This window comes from Pandoraea anhela (genome assembly GCF_902459655.1).
Classification (GTDB): Bacteria; Pseudomonadota; Gammaproteobacteria; order Burkholderiales; family Burkholderiaceae; genus Pandoraea; species Pandoraea anhela.
Genome location: NZ_CABPSB010000017.1, coordinates 1 through 16,693, shown reverse-complemented (window position 1 = coordinate 16,693; position 16,693 = coordinate 1). Strand labels below are relative to the sequence as shown.

Annotated in this window: 14 protein-coding genes, 1 tRNA gene and 1 pseudogene; 7 read left to right on the top strand and 9 right to left on the bottom strand. The window is 54.7% G+C overall.

The window, feature by feature from the left end; translation table 11 throughout:
* Positions 1 to 608: 608 nt before the first annotated feature.
* The 3 genes from PAN31108_RS19970 to PAN31108_RS19960 form a co-directional block, all read right to left on the bottom strand.
* Positions 609 to 1,808: an MFS transporter gene (locus PAN31108_RS19970; RefSeq protein ID WP_246184053.1), complete on the bottom strand. Its 1,200-nt coding sequence runs from the start codon at positions 1,806 to 1,808 to the stop codon at positions 609 to 611.
* Positions 1,809 to 1,980: 172 nt separating this feature from the next.
* Positions 1,981 to 2,562 (bottom strand): TetR/AcrR family transcriptional regulator, encoded by a 582-nt coding sequence (locus PAN31108_RS19965; RefSeq protein ID WP_150670521.1) that lies wholly within the window; start codon positions 2,560 to 2,562, stop codon positions 1,981 to 1,983.
* Positions 2,563 to 2,802: 240 nt separating this feature from the next.
* Complete coding sequence (locus tag PAN31108_RS19960) at positions 2,803 to 3,378, bottom strand: TetR/AcrR family transcriptional regulator (RefSeq protein ID WP_150670520.1); 576 nt, start codon at positions 3,376 to 3,378, stop codon at positions 2,803 to 2,805.
* 87 nt (positions 3,379 to 3,465) lie between these two features.
* Here PAN31108_RS19960 and PAN31108_RS19955 point away from each other — a divergent pair, with 87 nt between their 5' ends.
* Positions 3,466 to 3,933, top strand: coding sequence for a nuclear transport factor 2 family protein (locus PAN31108_RS19955; RefSeq protein ID WP_150670519.1), 468 nt, complete (start codon positions 3,466 to 3,468; stop codon positions 3,931 to 3,933).
* Between the two features lie 187 nt (positions 3,934 to 4,120).
* Here PAN31108_RS19955 and PAN31108_RS19950 read toward each other — a convergent pair.
* Positions 4,121 to 4,194: transfer RNA gene (locus PAN31108_RS19950), tRNA-Gly, on the bottom strand.
* A gap of 369 nt (positions 4,195 to 4,563) precedes the next feature.
* Between PAN31108_RS19950 and PAN31108_RS19945 the strand changes: the two genes are divergently transcribed.
* The gene (locus PAN31108_RS19945; RefSeq protein WP_150670518.1) at positions 4,564 to 4,980 is read left to right on the top strand and encodes an SHOCT domain-containing protein; all 417 of its coding nucleotides are present in this window, start codon (positions 4,564 to 4,566) and stop codon (positions 4,978 to 4,980) included.
* 594 nt (positions 4,981 to 5,574) lie between these two features.
* Positions 5,575 to 6,411: a hypothetical protein gene (locus tag PAN31108_RS19940; RefSeq protein ID WP_217426341.1), complete on the top strand. Its 837-nt coding sequence runs from the start codon at positions 5,575 to 5,577 to the stop codon at positions 6,409 to 6,411.
* A gap of 27 nt (positions 6,412 to 6,438) precedes the next feature.
* Here PAN31108_RS19940 and PAN31108_RS19935 read toward each other — a convergent pair whose 3' ends face one another.
* The 4 genes from PAN31108_RS19935 to PAN31108_RS19920 form a co-directional block, all read right to left on the bottom strand.
* Positions 6,439 to 6,681, bottom strand: coding sequence for a helix-turn-helix domain-containing protein (locus PAN31108_RS19935; RefSeq protein ID WP_150670517.1), 243 nt, complete (start codon positions 6,679 to 6,681; stop codon positions 6,439 to 6,441).
* 69 nt (positions 6,682 to 6,750) lie between these two features.
* On the bottom strand, positions 6,751 to 7,383 hold the full coding sequence (locus PAN31108_RS19930; protein ID WP_281350120.1) for a HEPN domain-containing protein: 633 nt from the start codon (positions 7,381 to 7,383) through the stop codon (positions 6,751 to 6,753).
* On the bottom strand, positions 7,380 to 8,420 hold the full coding sequence (locus PAN31108_RS19925) for a ParA family protein (protein ID WP_150670515.1): 1,041 nt from the start codon (positions 8,418 to 8,420) through the stop codon (positions 7,380 to 7,382). Before PAN31108_RS19925 ends, PAN31108_RS19930 begins: the two co-directional genes overlap by 4 nt.
* A 95-nt stretch (positions 8,421 to 8,515) precedes the next feature.
* The gene (locus PAN31108_RS19920) at positions 8,516 to 8,767 is read right to left on the bottom strand and encodes a helix-turn-helix domain-containing protein (RefSeq protein ID WP_150670514.1); all 252 of its coding nucleotides are present in this window, start codon (positions 8,765 to 8,767) and stop codon (positions 8,516 to 8,518) included.
* Positions 8,768 to 8,886: 119 nt separating this feature from the next.
* Here PAN31108_RS19920 and PAN31108_RS19915 point away from each other — a divergent pair, with 119 nt between their 5' ends.
* Positions 8,887 to 9,267, top strand: a complete 381-nt coding sequence (locus tag PAN31108_RS19915) for a hypothetical protein (protein ID WP_150670513.1) — start codon at positions 8,887 to 8,889, stop codon at positions 9,265 to 9,267.
* A gap of 1,056 nt (positions 9,268 to 10,323) precedes the next feature.
* On the opposite strand, the gene PAN31108_RS19910 is transcribed toward PAN31108_RS19915, so the two are convergent.
* Entirely contained in the window at positions 10,324 to 11,559 is a 1,236-nt protein-coding gene (locus tag PAN31108_RS19910) for a tyrosine-type recombinase/integrase (protein ID WP_150670512.1), read from the bottom strand.
* A gap of 75 nt (positions 11,560 to 11,634) precedes the next feature.
* On the opposite strand from PAN31108_RS19910, the gene PAN31108_RS19905 reads away from it, so the two are divergent.
* The 3 genes and pseudogenes from PAN31108_RS19905 to PAN31108_RS19890 all read left to right on the top strand — a co-directional run.
* Positions 11,635 to 14,700: a plasmid replication protein, CyRepA1 family gene (locus PAN31108_RS19905; protein WP_150670511.1), complete on the top strand. Its 3,066-nt coding sequence runs from the start codon at positions 11,635 to 11,637 to the stop codon at positions 14,698 to 14,700.
* Positions 14,701 to 14,765: 65 nt separating this feature from the next.
* On the top strand, positions 14,766 to 15,029 hold the full coding sequence (locus tag PAN31108_RS19900) for a hypothetical protein (RefSeq protein ID WP_150670510.1): 264 nt from the start codon (positions 14,766 to 14,768) through the stop codon (positions 15,027 to 15,029).
* A 515-nt stretch (positions 15,030 to 15,544) separates the two neighbouring features.
* A pseudogene (locus tag PAN31108_RS19890) lies at positions 15,545 to 16,618 on the top strand (recombinase family protein); the annotation flags it as partial.
* Positions 16,619 to 16,693 lie beyond the last annotated feature (75 nt).

The window sequence follows — 16,693 nt, the reverse complement described above, 5'->3', positions numbered from 1 at the left end:
GATGTCATGACGATGACATTGCGGCCGATGTGCGCGGCCTGCGCCGCAGCCGTCGATCCGTCTGCCACGCCCGACTGTGATTTATCTCAGTTTTCAGCTCCCGACCCGAGGTTTATCTTTGAGCCAACTCGCGACAAACGCGAAACGACGAAACGACGAAACGACGAAACGAAGGCTAACGAAACCGGAGGTGTGAAATGGCTCTGATTGGACCGATCTGCGATGGACTGGTGGTCTTTGGCACGTGGGCAAGCCGGGCGGCGCCGGTCGCCAAATTCATCAACGATGTGATGGCGCTGTTCTGACCCATTCGCGACGAAACGCAAACCGAATCGAACTGACTGGAGGTGTGACATGGCAGCTATTGGACCGATCTGCGACGCACTGGTGACGGTAGGCACGTGGGCAAGCCGGGCAGCACCGGTCGCCAAGTTCATCAACGATGTGATGGCGCTGTTCTGATCCGTCCGCGATGAGCGAAACCGGATCAAGCCGACGACACGGGGTGAGAGAGGCGCGAATTGGCGCTGGTCGTCGCGACGGGCAGCCAGTCCGCGGCGGTCGGCGACCGCGGTGCGGACATGGCTGTCAGGCGCGTCTCTGACGAATCAGGACGCGGAGCAAACCGTCTCGGGGGCTTGAGCAAGACCCGAACGGAGGTAGGGTAATAAGCTGGCAAGACCGAGCGCAGCCATCGCGGCACCGATCCAGAGGGGGGCACGCAAGCCGTAGCCGGCGTCGATGGCGGCGCCGCCGGCCCACGTGCCGAACGCGAGGCCCGCGGTAATCACCGACGTGTGCATCGTATTGACGAGCGGCCCCGGCGCAGCGGCCCGCATCACCCGCGCGACCATCGCCGGATTGAGCGACACGCCCGTTAGTCCGATAGCGGCGAACGCAGCGATACCGACCGGCGTCAATGGTGCCCAAAGTGCAAAGCTGATCAGCGCCAGTGCGAGCACCGACAAACCCGTCATCAGCACGGTCAGCGTATGACGGTCGGCGAAGCGTCCCACCACGGCGTTACCGATGATGTTGGCGATGCCGTACATCGCGAGCAGGTTCGGAATGGCGGCGGCCGATACCCCGCCGACATTCAAAAAGATCGGCGAAAAGTAGCTGAACGCGGCGAACGTCGCCCCGATGATCAGACCGCTGGTCGTGAACGCGGCCCACAGCGGACGATTGCGCAGCGAGCGGAATTCAGCCGCCAGGCTGACAACTTCCCCCGCCTGCCTCTCACGCTTGGGCGCCCACAGCGCGACGGCCACGGTACACAACGCGGCGAGCACGGCCACGAGCCAGAAACTGGCGCGCCAGCCGAAGTGCTGCTCGATGAAGGCCGTGAGCGGCACACCGACCACGGGCGAGAACATGAGCCCTCCGAGCACGAAGGAAGCAGCGCGTCCGCGTACGGACGGCGCGACGAGATCGGCGCAGAGCGTGAGCGCGACGCCGAACGTCGCCGAGCTGGCGACGCCCATGATGATGCGCGCGACGGCCATCACCTCGTAGCGAGTCGAGATCGCGGCAAGTACGCCGCCTGCGACGTTAATCGTCAGCAACCAGATCAGCGCGCGCTTGTGCGGCGTGCGCAGGGCGAGCAGCAGTGCCGTCAGCACCGGCCCGCCAACGGTCATCCCCAATGCATAGAGCGAGATGAGATTGCCGATGTCGCCGATCCCGACATGCATCGCGTGGGCGAGCGCCGGCATCATGCCGGCGACCATGAATTCCGCTGTGGTCATCGCGAAGACGGTCAGTCCAAGCAGGTAGACGACGGGCGGCATTGTCGATTTTTGCTTCATATCTATAACGATCATTCCATAATCGCGGGTGAGGGTGCGGCCCGCGAGGGGGCAGGGTGTCAGGTGTGGTGAGTGATGTGCAGCGCGAGAAGTTAAGCGATGAGGTGAGCGATGAGGTGAGCGATGAGGTCAGCGGTAAGGTCAGCGACGAAATGACGGCCTGGGTCGGGCGTCAGAGTTGATCGAGCGTGCCTTGCATGATGCCTTCTAGGAAGGCGCGGTCGCAGACGGTGCGCCCGAGGGCGCGCAGGCCGTAGTAGCTCGACAGGAATGTGCGCGCCACGACGACGGGTGAGCGGTCGGTGGACAGTTCACCGTTGTGCTGCCCGACGGCGATCAGATGGACGAGCACTTGTTCGATGCGGGTGAAGTAAGCCTGACTGATCTGTCGGACTTTCTCGTCCTTGGCGCCGCGCTCGAACGCGGCGAACAGGGCCATGCAGCCGCGTTGTTTGACCGGATCGAGATCGTCGTCGATGCCCCATTGCATGAGCGCACGCAGCCGATCCTTGACGGGGCCGGGCGTGCTGAGAATGTCGGCCTGCTTCTGGAGTCCGAGCGCCTGATAGCGGTCGAGCGCTTCGTGATAGAGGTTGAGCTTGCTGCCGAAGGCGTTATAGAGGCTGCCGCGTCCGAGGCCGGTGCATTCGACGAGCGTTTGCGCGGACGTGCCTTCATAGCCATGCGTCCAGAAGACGTCCATTGCGGCGTCGATGACGGCCGCGTCGTCGAATTCTCTGGGTCTGCCGCTCATGGCTGAGCCTCGTCTATCGGGAGCAATCGATGGGGCAGCGCACCTGCTGCGTGGCTGCAATGCCGTGACTATAGGTTATTTTTGACTCAACGTTCAAATAACCGGATATCAGGCATGGGTTTGATGTGGTGCGGATGGCATGAGCGCCGGCAAATGCAGCGAAACCGCAGCAGAGACTGTGCACCGACCGCGCAAGGACTGTGCCGTCGGGCGATGCTTTTGGCCGTCGGCACGTCGGCATCACGGCGTGAGCACGGGGTGGATGAGCGTTCTGAGGCCGTCGAGAACGAGGGGCAGGGGATGTCCCATCTGCGCATGCACGATTGCGCCGTCGACGGCCAGGGCAAGGGCTCGTGCTTTCGTGGCGCGGGCGGCGCCGGGGGGGACGAGTCCTTCGAGGACGGCCGTCATGTCGTCTTTATGCTGTCGCACGATTTTCAGGATTTCGGGGTCGGCGGTCCCGAGTTCGGCCGATGAGTTCAGGAAGGCGCAGCCTCGGAATTCGTCCTGTGAGAACCATTGCGTCAGCGTGGCGACGAGCGCCTCGGACGGTGCCTGTCCGTTGGCCACATGATCTTCGAGCGTCGTGCGAAACCAGCGCATCCAGTGGACATGCCGGTAATCCAGGTATGCGCGGATGAGGTCGTCTTTGCTCGGGTACTGACGATAGAACGTGACCTTGGTGACTTTCGACCGCTCGATGATCTTGTCGATTCCCGTCGCCCTCACGCCGTCGCGATAGAACAGATCGTGCGCTGCGACGAGGATGCGATCGCGGGGTGACGGTTGGGCGGGGCAGTCATGAGTAGGATTCATAGGGGAATTGTAGACAGGTCGTTCTACCGCGTCTACACTTCGCCATGTAGACAGATCGGTCTACCTTGCTAACTGTCAGGAGTCATCATGGAAACACGTCCTCCGCTGCCGCCGTTCACCCGGGAAACCGCGATCGAGAAAATCCGTTTGGCCGAAGATGGCTGGAACACACGCGATGCGGCCAAGGTGGCGCTTGCTTACACGTTGGATACGCAATGGCGCAATCGTGCTGAATTTGCGACCAACCGTGCTGAGGCGCAGGCTTTTCTGGAGCGCAAGTGGCGCAAGGAGCTCGACTATCGGCTCATCAAGGAGCTTTGGGCCTTCGACGGCAACCGGATTGCGGTGCGTTATGCCTATGAATGGCACGACGATGCGGGCAACTGGTTCCGGTCATATGGAAATGAGAACTGGGAGTTCGCCGCGAATGGATTGATGCAGCGTCGTTATGCGAGCATCAACGACATGCCGATCAAGGAAAGCGAGCGGAAGTATCACTGGCCGCTCGGGCGCCGTCCGGACGATCATCCGGGGCTGTCCGAACTGGGCCTCTGAGTCGAAATTGCGACGTCGGGCTATGCTGGCTTCGGCGCCTGCACTGCGGGGGCGCTGAAGCGACTCCTGATAGGGGTACGGCATGACGCTGTGACGGGGTGCGTCAGAGCGCTGGCGGAAATCTCTTGGGAAGTATCAAGACTTGCAGAACGTACCGAGAGAACCCCCGTGGGGGAGGGAAGCGTTCTGGAGCGGGCGATGGGAATCGAACCCACGGCTCTAGCTTGGGAAGCTAGGGTATTACCATTATACGACGCCCGCGAAGGGTGCCATTCTACGCGGGGATTGTGGCGTTTGGCAATCTGCGCGTTTTGTAGGTGGGTGCGCTTCTGGGGTGAGAGCCTTGGGATCGATTCCCATCGCAGGCGCTTTTTTAGATTCCCGTTGGTCCGGTTTCAGGCGGTTTTGGGGCTTCCTTGGTCGCTTTGTGTGGGTCCGGTGGCAAAAATCCATTTAAAGGACAGATTCAAGAGAAGAAGACCGGGGTGTAGGGAACCTTGATGTAAGCGTCGAGCGTGTCATACACTGCATGACCAAAACCAGCTTAGATGTCGATTGGTGGCCTGCTTCGGCGTTGGGTAATCAGTAAAACCGAAAATATTGATGTGACCAGATAACAAGGGGAACGTGATGGGGTGGATATTTCTTGTAGCAGTCATTGGGATAATTGTCGCTGGTGTTATGGCTGGGAATAAGGCAGCGCGGGAACGAGAAGCTGCGCGTCAGCGGTATATCTCGTCTCTGGAAAAGCTGAAAGGAACCCCTACAAACGCCGATATCAAGCAAGAAACGCTTGCTCTCGGTCGACATTATTCAAATCTCACGCGAGACAAGAAGGGCAACACGCTGTTTGATGAGGTGGCATTGATGAATGACATCAATGCAGCATGTGCCGGAGCAGGCAACACTGCGCAAACGCCACCAGCAGCAAGTTCGTCAGCCTCGCTCGAGGACCGTATTCGGAAGCTGAAGGATCTGCACGAGAAGGGACTCATCAGCCCCGAAGATTTCCAGAAGCGACGCGACGAGATTCTCGCGAGTATTTGAGCAGAAGAAGACATAGAGATGAGGGCGGCGAGCGGGAGTTTTTGCCGCCTCACATTTTTTGCCAAACGTGACCTTGGGCGGGTTGTATTTTTCGGCTCGTAACGTTCCGCATTCCAAAAAATTATACTTCTGAGATCGGACTTGCAAATTTTTGCGCCAGCTTGTGCCCAGGAGTTCCCCCACCTTTCGTTGGGACCTTTAGCAACATCACCGAATACGCGGATTTACCGATCCAGGCTTGCAGCTAATCTATCTAAGGACGTACCTCAACCGGCGATTACGGTGGCGCCGACAGCTGGTCGTCGCGGGTGGACCTGCCCCGTGGGATAACGAGAAGAGAAAAATATAATAATTATGTGATCTGTTATCCGATCCATGTCCCACGCGGATTGACTGGCATGAGGATAAAGTGCGGCACGGTAATCGGTTGTTGGCCTAGCGAAGCTCTGTCAAGCTCAGGCAGCGTTGGATCTTGAGTGGATAAACTGGTCGAGGTTTGATCAGGGTACGGTGGGATAGGTTTATGCTAACCTTCTGAATCGCCGAAAATGATCGCTGTTGATAGGAAAAATAAAGGAAAAGATAGGGGGGGATGTGGCTGATAAAGATAAAAAGAAAGATTGCTTCGTAATAATGCCAATCGCGGATGTCGATGGTTATCCTCAGGGGCATTTTAAGCACGTTTATGACAACGTGATTTACCCATCCTGTGAGAAAGCAGGGTATCAAGCGATCCGTGCTGATGAAGTAAAAGCGACCAATCTTATTCATCTGGACATACTGAAAAAACTTATCGATGCACCCATTGCAATATGCGATCTAAGTAGTAGAAATCCGAATGTACTTTTTGAGCTTGGAATTAGGCAGGCATTTGATCGACCTGTTGTGATTATTCAGGAAATAGGGACCCCTAAGATTTTTGATATTGCGCCGCTTCGATATCTCGAATATTCGAAAGAAATGCGCTATCACGACGTACTCCGTACGCAGGGGGAGCTGAAGGACGCGATCGAGGCAACTGTGGCTGCGGATGGAGATGCAGGGAACGTTAACTCAATCGTAAAACTCTTGGCGCTCAATAGCGCAGCAAAGATCCCTGATCTCAAAGGCGGAAAGGAGGGCTTGGCCTTGGAGGTTCTTCAGGCTGAAATGCGAGAAGTGAGGAAGTTGATGGAGATCACGATGCATGAAAGAGTGAGATCCCCCCGACGCGGTTCTATCACCGCCATCGAGTACGAGAGAATCTCGAATTCTTTGGAACGATTGAGGGAGTCGAAACGCGTTCCATTAGCTGAAAGGATGGAGCAGATTCACGTGTTGGCGAGAGAAACGGAGGATCTTATGATGCGCTGTGAAGAAAAATCGGATCATATGCATTTCCGACATTTGATGGAGCGGATTCAGCGGACAATGTCTGAGCCTATGGCGTAAGTTAGACGCTGCTCTGGCGCGAGGCATTCACATTCGTTGCTGGTAGAGATTGATGAGTTCAACCATGTCGATCCCAATGGCATCTGCGATATCCACAAGTTCGGGAAGATCAAGCCGGTACTTGCCGGATTCGTAGTCGAGAACGAATGCTTCAGGTTTGCCAAGTCGGGCGGCAACCTGTTTTGTTGTCAAGCGTTTCGCTTGCCGAGTGGTGATGAGGATCTCTGCGAGGGCGTCGATGCTGCGTTTGTGATGGGGAAAGAAGTTCATGAGGTGCGATCCTCGTGATGAAGATCGAACCTTCATGCAATTACCACTGCATTTCAACCAACGTCGAGCTTAAGCGGTGACGATACTATCTATCGCACGAACGATCCCTTCGATACAACGCGCGACGTGTTGAAGATCCGCTCGATCTATTACCCAAGGGACGCGGGGGGGCAGGGGCTGCAAGTCCCCTTCATGGGCGATCTTGTTTCGGCGTTCTACAATCAGGGAGAGTTCTCGCTTGATGGCCTTCGCTTTCACGATCTTCGTTGCCTGAGTAGCACCTAGTGCGATGGCTACGTCATTCCACAGTTCCACATCGGAACACAAGCGCACACCCTCCGCGATCTTATCCGGGTCTTGATACGTAACGTATCCGAGTCTCGTCCGAACTTCCAAGTCGAATGCCTGGCGAGCAGCATTGGGCGAAGGCGCTGAGCGGATTCTCATTAAAACGTCGTTAGCAACTTGGAAGCGGAGATATCCGTTTGAGGCCGGTTTGCGGCCCTCAAACGTGTCCAGCATCCCCTTGGCGACAAGTTCGTGAACGTACAAGTCAAGAGCGCTAACCCGAGTGACCCATTCGGCACGAAGCAATTCATCCGGACGCAATGCATTCGTAAGCTGCTTAGCCAAATACGCATGCATTGCGGCTAACTCCTCACATCGTCCCCAAATTGATTCGAAATGTGCAATCGGGGTCATGTCGTAAGGCTAATTACTTTGTTCGCGCAATCGCGGAATGCCGTTTCGAACTTCTGCATACTTTCCTTCGTACTATCCCACACCGCGCCTGCCTGTTGAAGCATTTCTGCCGTCAAGGCATACACTGGAACCAGGTGTTCCTGAGACTGGGCAATTAGGCTGTTGAAGTCTGCGACATTGAGGAGTGGTTCGTACGGAGCAAATCCAGCTTTCTCTTCGAACTCATCAGAATTCAATAAGCCACACGACTCCAGACTAGGAATGAGCTCATTGCGAAGCCCCCTCGCTAGTTGATCAACCCAGCGCTGGAAGGCTGCGCTCGGTTGCCCATTCCGGGGACGGTACTTCTGGACGACCGCGCCAATGAACTTGGCTTTGGGCTCGGGAAATGGGTAATCCGCATCCCTCAAAACGGCAATGCTATAAGCAGTCTTTGCCCACGCTGCCCAGCGTGGTAGAGATTTTGACAGCGAACTGAGGGCCATCGAAGAGAAGTAATCTGGGTGAAGAGGTACGATAAAGTGATCGCAAGTCATCAACAGATTCTGGTTCATCGGGCCGAGGCTAGGGCTAAGGTCGACCAGCACATAATCAATCGCGTACTTTTCCGCAGTTGCATCCAAAAGAAACCGTAATGATCCAGGAAGGTTTCGCAGAGCGAGTAATGAGCCGCTGAGTTCTTGGGCTACACCGAGAGTGGTTTCGTATTCTGCGAGGCCAATGTGGCCGGGCAACAGGAAGAGGTTGTCGTTGCTTGGAACCTGAACGCACTCGGCGCCGACAATCTGTCGAGGTTTAGATTCAAATGCCGGCGCAAGTCCGTCTTTGACGTTGTTCGGCGGATCAGACTTATACGTTTCCTCTAAATCTTCGATTCCCTTGAAACCCAACACCATACCGGTGAGGTTGCATTGAGGGTCGAAGTCGGCAAGGAGCACACGTTTGCCGAGCGAAGCGAGCATCCAGCCCAGATTGAACGTCGTAGTTGTTTTGCTTACGCCACCCTTGTGATTGAACAAGGTAATTATCTTCGTCATGCAAGTTCCCCTCGATATTTTTTCTAATCCAACCCGCTCGATTACCCGCGTGGCAAAGGATATTCTACGATAATCTAAATGCTTAGCGATGCTGACTAGATACTCCGGTTAAGCAGTTGTTGATAACGTCCAATAAACTGGATCACATCGACTTCTAACGCAGCAGCAACCTCGATAAACTCACAAAAATCGAGGCGTCTTTCTCCCCGTTCGTACTTCGACACGAACGACTGGGTCTTCCCAAGTCTCTCCGCAACCTCAACCTGCTGTAGCCCCTTCTCCTTGCGGGCATCCAACAACATCTGACGGAACACTTGGTACTTCGGATCATGAATAGGGTTCGGCATCCGGTCATTCTTGAACCGGATATAGACTATTCAATAACCTATTGTGGGTTAGTCTAACTTGGGATATCGTAACCGACGCTGGTCATCATGCCCAGCCATCAGCTACGGAGAACAAGAGCATGTTGATGTTTCGAACAGTACTCGGGGTAGTCTCCGCCTGCACGCTCGTCACGGCGTGTGGTGCCGTGTCACCGCCAGAGATCAAGGTGTTCAACGACAACCCTGACCTGAAGGTCGTATGCAAGCAATCAGGATGGTTCACCCCCGACGTGAACTGCGATATCACGAACACGTCCGGCGCGAGGTGGTACTCGCTCCAAGGTGGAGGTGTGATTCAAAAGGATGCCGGCGGCGTCGTTCTGGAGAAACGGGCGTTCGGCGATACTCGTATCAACTCGAACGAGACGATCCGCGAGACGATGGCGTACTTGTCACCCGACACGAAGGTGAAGGTGGTCGAGGTCTACGTACCCCGTCCAAAACTTCCGTGGGAGCGATGATGCGAGCAATTCGACTCTCAGTTTTCGTGATCTGTTGCGTACTCGGTGGTGCTGTATCCGCACAGACAGTCGGATCACCGACCCCACAGCAGGTTGATCAGTGGATTCAATACAAGATTCGATTAGAAAACCCGATGTGTCGTCAGCTATCTGGCATGTTCCGAGACGCCGCACTTGCCAACACTCCTGATTACGTTAAAGAGCGGTATCTGGAGAAAATCGGCGAGAAGCTGACCAAGTTCAACTGCTGGAGGTGATTTCCGTGTGATCAAGGTCTGTTCTCAACAAACGGGATCAGACGTGATGATGGATAACCATCCGACGAGAAATCGTGGATGGCTTCCCGTATCCTTGTAACGCCCCCTTGGGGCACGGTTTTTACCCGTACCGTAGTGTGCGGGTTTCTTTTTTGGTGTCGCCGTCGATCATCCACCCTTGCGGTTGGGATGATCTCCGTCAACAGGACTCGACCGGTATCTGGGATGACGGAAACCGTCATCCGCCCCGGTCTTCGTCCTGATCTTTTCTCCAACACCAATACTCCGGGTGACACCCCACCTTCATCCACCGACGTTCCCCTTCATTTTTTCTGTTCCCAAATCCCGCTCCCATTCAAAAAGGCAGAGTGATTTTAATTTATATAGAAGAAATTTAAGATGTCTGCCTTTTTTGTTTTTTTGTTAAGACGGGAAGGATTCTTCCCCTCTGCTGAGTGTGGGAGTAAGGATGGACTCAGGAAATAACAAGGTTTGACAGGGGACTGACCGGTGATCGTATCGTCCTGAGTTGTCTGACGCGACTTGTCAGTAGTGACACTGACAGACTGAAATTTGGACGCGACATCGTACTGTTCCGAACGTAGTGGACGATCTCATCGATTTTTTCCCCATCACACCCGTCCCCGCATAACAAAAAAAAGGCAGACATCTTAAAGTTCTTCTATATAAATTAAAATCACTCTGCCTTTGGGGTGTGGGGGTAACCCGGAGAGAGGGAGGGTGACTCCGGGAATAAATGGAAGTCAGAACGAAAACTGAGGAAGTGTGACGGGCACCGTCACATGCACCGCTGTTGAGTTCTGTCGACGGAAATCATCCCGTCCCGCAGGGGCGGGTGATTGACGGAGAGATTTGTTGTCAAGCTCAATGTGTCAGGTGAAAGCATCCTGTCGATCACCTGAACCGCTTTCCGGCTGGTTTCGTTCGGGGCAAGGTGAGCATATCGCTGCGTCATCTTTGGGTCTGAGTGACCGAGCAGGACGGATACTTCGTAAAGGCTGATACCCGCTCTCACGAGTTTACTGGCGAACGTGTGGCGAAGCGTGTGCAGGGTGACTTTCCCGCCACGTTCCTTCACTACCGTTGGGGTATTCAGTCCAGCACGGATGAACGCTTTTTTGAACGCGTTTGTGGAATATCCACGGGACTCCCCTTGTTTATTCTTGAATACATGACGGTCTGATGCAGACCTGACCGTCGCTCGTCGGTACATCACCGCGTGCAATCGCTGAGTCATGTGCAAAATGCTTTCGTTCTGCACCTTCGATCGGAAGAGATTAATCGTCTGGTTCTCGATGTCGATGGACGACCAAGGGATGTTCGCGGCTTCCGAATACCTACAACCGGTGTCGAGCAGAAACACTGCGAGATCGTAGTTGTCTTGCACCATCCGAACCATGTCGGGGGTGTGAAGCTTTTCGGATATCAACTCGGTGAGCAGGGTGTCAGGGTGAAGGGCATGAAGCAGGGCGTCTTCCTCAGACTGATCCAAGTAGCGCAGACGAGATTGGGTGCGAATTACGGGGAATATCACCTCACGATTGATTCGGTATCCGAGCCGAGCGGCTTCATTCATGGCGGCGCGGATCAGCCCGATTTCATGTTTGATCGTTTGGTGTGAATTTCCTTCGACCTTCCGGTGTTGTACCAGGCGTTCGACATCCCTGGTTGTCAACTCGTGAAGCATCACGTCAGCCGGCAACGAGTGACAGGAACGCACGCCACCACCACGGGGTATCACCTTGTGACCGTTGATCTTTCTTGCGATACTGTCCATAGCAGGCCAGTAGGGCTTGTCTTTCCGGGATTCGATGTATCGATGGATCGCGTCCATCAAGCGAATTTCATCCGCCTGTCCAAGAAATACCCGCGCATGAGCCTTGGCGCGAGCGTCACGCTCCACCTGAGCCGCAACGGTCTTGTTAGGTGTGCCAGTCGACCCCAGAAAACGCTTGCCCTTGATCTGGAAGCTGTAAAACCAATTCTTAGAATTCACTCGCTTGTGTAATCCCATGAGGCGTTCACCGTCGAAAGATGGGGTAGTTTCACGGGTGTTTGGGCGAGAGACAACCACAATACGGGGCACAGTGTGAGCACGGCTTTTGCAGTCTCGCTGAATCAGCACATCATCAACAAGAACGCGAATGGCGGAAACCTCGGGAAAGGGTGGGAACCGTTCGACATGACCCGCGAAGATCTAGCGAAGGTCATCTCCATGGGCGTGGCATTCTCTGCTCAGTACAAAGATGGTCAACGGTCGCAGGCGAACTTCGAACGAACGGGATTTATCGCCGTCGATGTCGACCACGGCATGAGTTGGAACGATGCCATCGAACATCCGTATGTCAAAGCTCACGCAGCATTGGCTTACACGACGGCTTCACACACTGACGACCACCATCGCTTTCGAATCGTGTTCCAGCTCTCCGAACCGATTGTTGATGCGCAGCGTTACCGGCAGGTCATGGTTGGGCTGGTGGGTAAGTTTCTTGCTGACACAGCGTGTGCAGAACCCGCACGGGTGTTTTACGGAAGCAGAGGGTGCGAGTCCGTGGTTTTCGATGGCATCCTTGATTCGTCAGAAATTGCGCAGATCCTTTTGCTGGCAGACAACGGCAAGATTAAGGAAGAAGCCGTTGCCTATGTAGATTCGGATGGGAAAGAGCAAACCCACAAACGCAAGGCGAGTTCAACGTCGAAGCACTGGCTCGTCAAGACCACGGAACTCCGGTTGGCACGGGGTGGCGTAGTCCCGCTAAATCAGGCTGAAGTCCGGACGCCGGTTTACTGCCCGGTTCATGTTGACTCTCGCGCAAGCGCATTTGTTGTCCACTCATCGGACGGCGGTGGGATGGGCGTTCACTGTGTCGCATGTGGAAGAACCTACTGGGCGGATCGAGGTAGTCCAACATTCGACTTGCATGAGTATGACCGTCGAGTTGAGAAGCTGATTCGAGAGTCGTTTGACACGTGGCTGCGTGAGAAAAACACGAACACCGATATGTTCGACTTTGACACCGCGCCTCCCGGACTCCTTCAAGAGCGATTCTTACCTAACGAACTGATCCCTCTTCAGGATGGGGTGACGATCATCAAGAGCCCGAAAGGGAGTGGGAAGACGACGGTTCTCCGTAGTGTTGTCGATGAAGCGAAACGTAAAGGAAAAAGCGTCCTGCTGATGGGGCATCGGCAGACGTTACTGAGGTCGATGGCGCAACGGCTGGGGTTGACCTGTTATTTCGATTTGGTTACGCGGGAAGGCAAAGAGGGTGATGGGACTGGAGAACAAGGTCCTGTGAAACAAGTGAAGGTGAACATCAACCCTACCCGTCACTATGCGGTTTGCATGGACAGCCTCCAGGGGCGGTTGAATACCCAAGAGGACAAATACGACGTCATCATCCTCGATGAGGTCGAGCAGGTGATTTCACATCTGCTGGTGTCGAAGACACTGAGACTTGATCGTCGCCGCATCTATAACGTGTTTCGGTATTACTTGCGCAATGCGAAGTCCGTGTATTTGCTGGACGCCGACATGAACGCCCCGACAGTGATCATGTTGCGTGAAATCTTGTCCGACGGGAAAGACCGGTCTTACCATGTGATCCAGAACACCTACCCAACAGGGGAGGGTAAGGAAATCTGTGTGTATCAAGGGGATGGGCATTTGCGTTCCGTGATGGAACAGATGCTGGTGGACGGTAAGCGTTTGTACGTCTGTTCAAACTCCAAGACGGAGATAGATGCGCTGGAAATCCGGTTTCAGACACTCTTTGGTGAAAGCAAAAAGATCTTCAAGGTAACTTCCGACAACTCGCAGGACGCGGAGGTTCAGCAGTTCTTGAGCGATGTTTCGAGCCGTATCCTCGGATGTGATGTGTTGTTGGCATCCCCCGCCATCGGCACTGGGATTGACATCACGTTCCCGAATGGCGAGGCGCTTGTTGACGCCACGTTCGGCATCTTCAAGTCGGAGATCACGACGCATTTTGATATCGACCAGCAGTTATCCCGAGTCCGTAACCCGAAGGAAATCCATGTCTGGATTTCGCCGGAAACTGCGGATTTGGAAACCGACCCGGAAGTTGTCAAGCTCGACCTCGTGAGATACGAACCATCGCTGGCACATCTGGAGTCGATTGAGGACACCACTGGGATACGTGTCATCAAGGCGAATCTGAGCAAGGAAGAGGACGAGTTCCTGACGATTTTTTCGTATGTCACTGCGCTGCAACGAGCGTCGAAAAATCTTCTCAAGAATAACTTCATCGATCTTAGGAAATCGACAGGTTGGGTCGTCAACATCATCGAAACGGATCGGGAGCTAAACCGCGAGGGGCGCAAGGGCGCAGCGGCCGCCAGTACCGTGCTCGCGCACAGACGTGCCGCAGATGTCGTCATCGCGTCTGCGCAGGTTTCTGATGAGGTCATGAACCCCATTTTCGATAAATTGCGTCACAACGAAAAACTGACCCCGCACGAAGAAAATCTGTACATGGCTTACCGTGTGGAGTCGTACTTGGGCGCACCGGTGACGATTGAAAAGGTGGCGGAATTCGATGACGGAAACCTGCCCCGTCAAGTTCGTCAGTATCTGATGCTCCGGAACCAGAGTTGGGCGCGATATTCGGCTGAACTGGCGCGTTATGAGCAGTTCAAGGGAGGACCGCCGATGCTGACGGATCAGAATCGGGATTGGGATCGCATCGATATGTTGCGGAAGTTGTTCATCTCCGCAGGCATCTATGACGACGAAAGAGGGTTTCTGACGGAGGTTGAATACTCAGTTGTCGAGTTGGAAGGGTTCGTTGAGGAATGCAGGAAGTCTGAAACACGGATTCAGTCTCTTTGGGCACAAGATCGGGTATGGCGCCGTGATGCATTCAGCAAACCCGCCGGTTTGGTCGGCAACCTGCTGGAGCTGGTGGGTGTGGCCCACGATCCGAAACGTTCGACCAACATAACGCTTCCCACTGGTAAGCAAAGGAAAATCGACTACAAACAGATTATCTCGGGGACGGTTGAGCGAATGGAGCGCTACATGAAAGCCGAGTTAGAGCGATTGCGCGAGAAATCTCCTGACTTCGAGGAGAGAGCCAGGAGAGCGGAAGCAGATATTGCCGCCGCGAAGGCATCAGAAGAAATGGAGCAATGAAAACCGTTGTCTGACACAACGGGGCCGGTGATGGTGGTCGAAATTCACCATCACCGGAGGTAATCGTGATTCTCGATGTTGATGATGCAGGTTCACGCAGAAGTAGTGACGACGTGGCGTATCACGGCGAGGCTGGCTCGTCGGTATCAGAGACCAAGACGAAGATGCAGATCGCAAAGGAAGTCTACAAGCGGATGATGCGCCGCAAGCAGGTAACGCGGAAGGAGATCATCGCGCAGTTTGTCGCTGAGGCTGGATTGTCGAAGGACGGGGCGAGCACGTATTACCAAAAGATAAAAGCAAATCACGCGCCAACCGGAAAGCGATAACCGTACGCTAGTTGCTATTCCTTCTGGCCCCAGTGGACGGAGGAGAACCTGACTTTGACGTCAAAAGAAGGATTGCTTCTCTGAGGAGGGCGACAGATTGGTCCAACTGCTGGGAAGAATTACCCACCCTATCGGTTAGCGATAGGTAGGCTGAATGCACCGCGTCCGAATGACGTGCCAGTGCGACAAGATGGGGGCCGCTAGGACCTCTGACTCCGGCCAGCCAATTCTGTACGGTACGTTCGCTCGCGCCAGTCCATCGGGTCAGCGTTTTAATCGCACGCCTCGTTTCCCCGACCTCCGTCTTAAGCGCCATCGCTATTACAAGCGGATAGGTCGCGCTTATCTCATCCTTGGTCTCATGTAATTTCTTGCTTGTTGTCGGCAACATTTTTCTCACCTTCAAAACTATATTCAGAGAACGTAGGCGCTGCATCGCGATAGGTGTTTGATATGCCCGTCGCCGAAGGTTTTTTCGCGCCAGTGGTTTCCTCTTTCGAGGAGGGGGAAGTGAGGTGGAACGCACTAAGAATGCCCGGCAGACAGATACATCGGGGCGGCGGCGAGCTGCTGCGTACGTTCGAATGTCGACTGAGCATCAACAGTACTCCACGGAGAACCAGAAGGACGTAATTTTCGCGTTTGCGGAAAGTCGAGACTTGGACGTTGTGAAAGTCTACGCAGACGAAGGCAAAAGCGGTTTGACGCTCGGGGGACGTCTCTCCCTTCAATCGCTCCTGCGAGACGTCGAATCTGGGGCCGCGGATTTCTCTGTGATTTTGGTTTACGACGTTAGCAGATGGGGGCGCTTCCAAGACCCGGACGAGAGTGCAAGTTATGAGATTCGATGCAAACAGGCGGGGGTCCAGATCCTCTACTGTGCCGAGCAGTTCGAGAATGATGGAAGTCCGATCTCCAGCATCATCAAAAGCGTTAAGCGGACTATGGCAGGGGAATATAGCCGAGAGCTGAGCGTAAAGGTTCATGCGGGACAGACACGTCATGTGCTGAACGGCTTTCGACAAGGTGGTGTTGCGGGGTATGGTCTTCGGCGCGTACGCGTAGATCAGTTTGGTGCGGTGAAGGGGGAGCTAGCCCGGGGAGAGCACAAGGCAATTCAAACGGATCGCGTCATCTTAGTACCGGGGCCGGATGACGAGCAAAGAATTGTGCGGGGAATATACCGACTGTTCGTGGATGAGGGGCGATCCGAGGTGGAGATTGCGGCTTCGCTGAATCAGGAGGGCGTTCGAACGGATCGTGGCACTGATTGGACGAGAGGGACGGTTCACCAAATCCTGATAAACGACAAGTACGTTGGCGACAATGTTTGGAATCGGACTTCGTTCAAGCTTAAGCACGAGCGAATTCGTAACCCTCCAGCATCATGGGTTCGTGCAGAGAACGTCTTCGAGCCAGTGGTTGATCGCATGATGTTTGAAGCCGCAAGGCAGATCATTCTCGCTCGCTCTTATCGACTCTCAGATGCGGACATGTTGCACGCGCTTCGACAACTGCTTCACCGAAGTGGCTATCTATCCGGCATCGTAATTGATGAGGCTCCTACATGCCCTTCGGGTAGCGCCTATGTATTGACCTAGCAAAACCTGCACAGGTTAAGCGGCTAAAGCGAATGCCTCGGCCGGGGTCTTCATCTTTAGCGC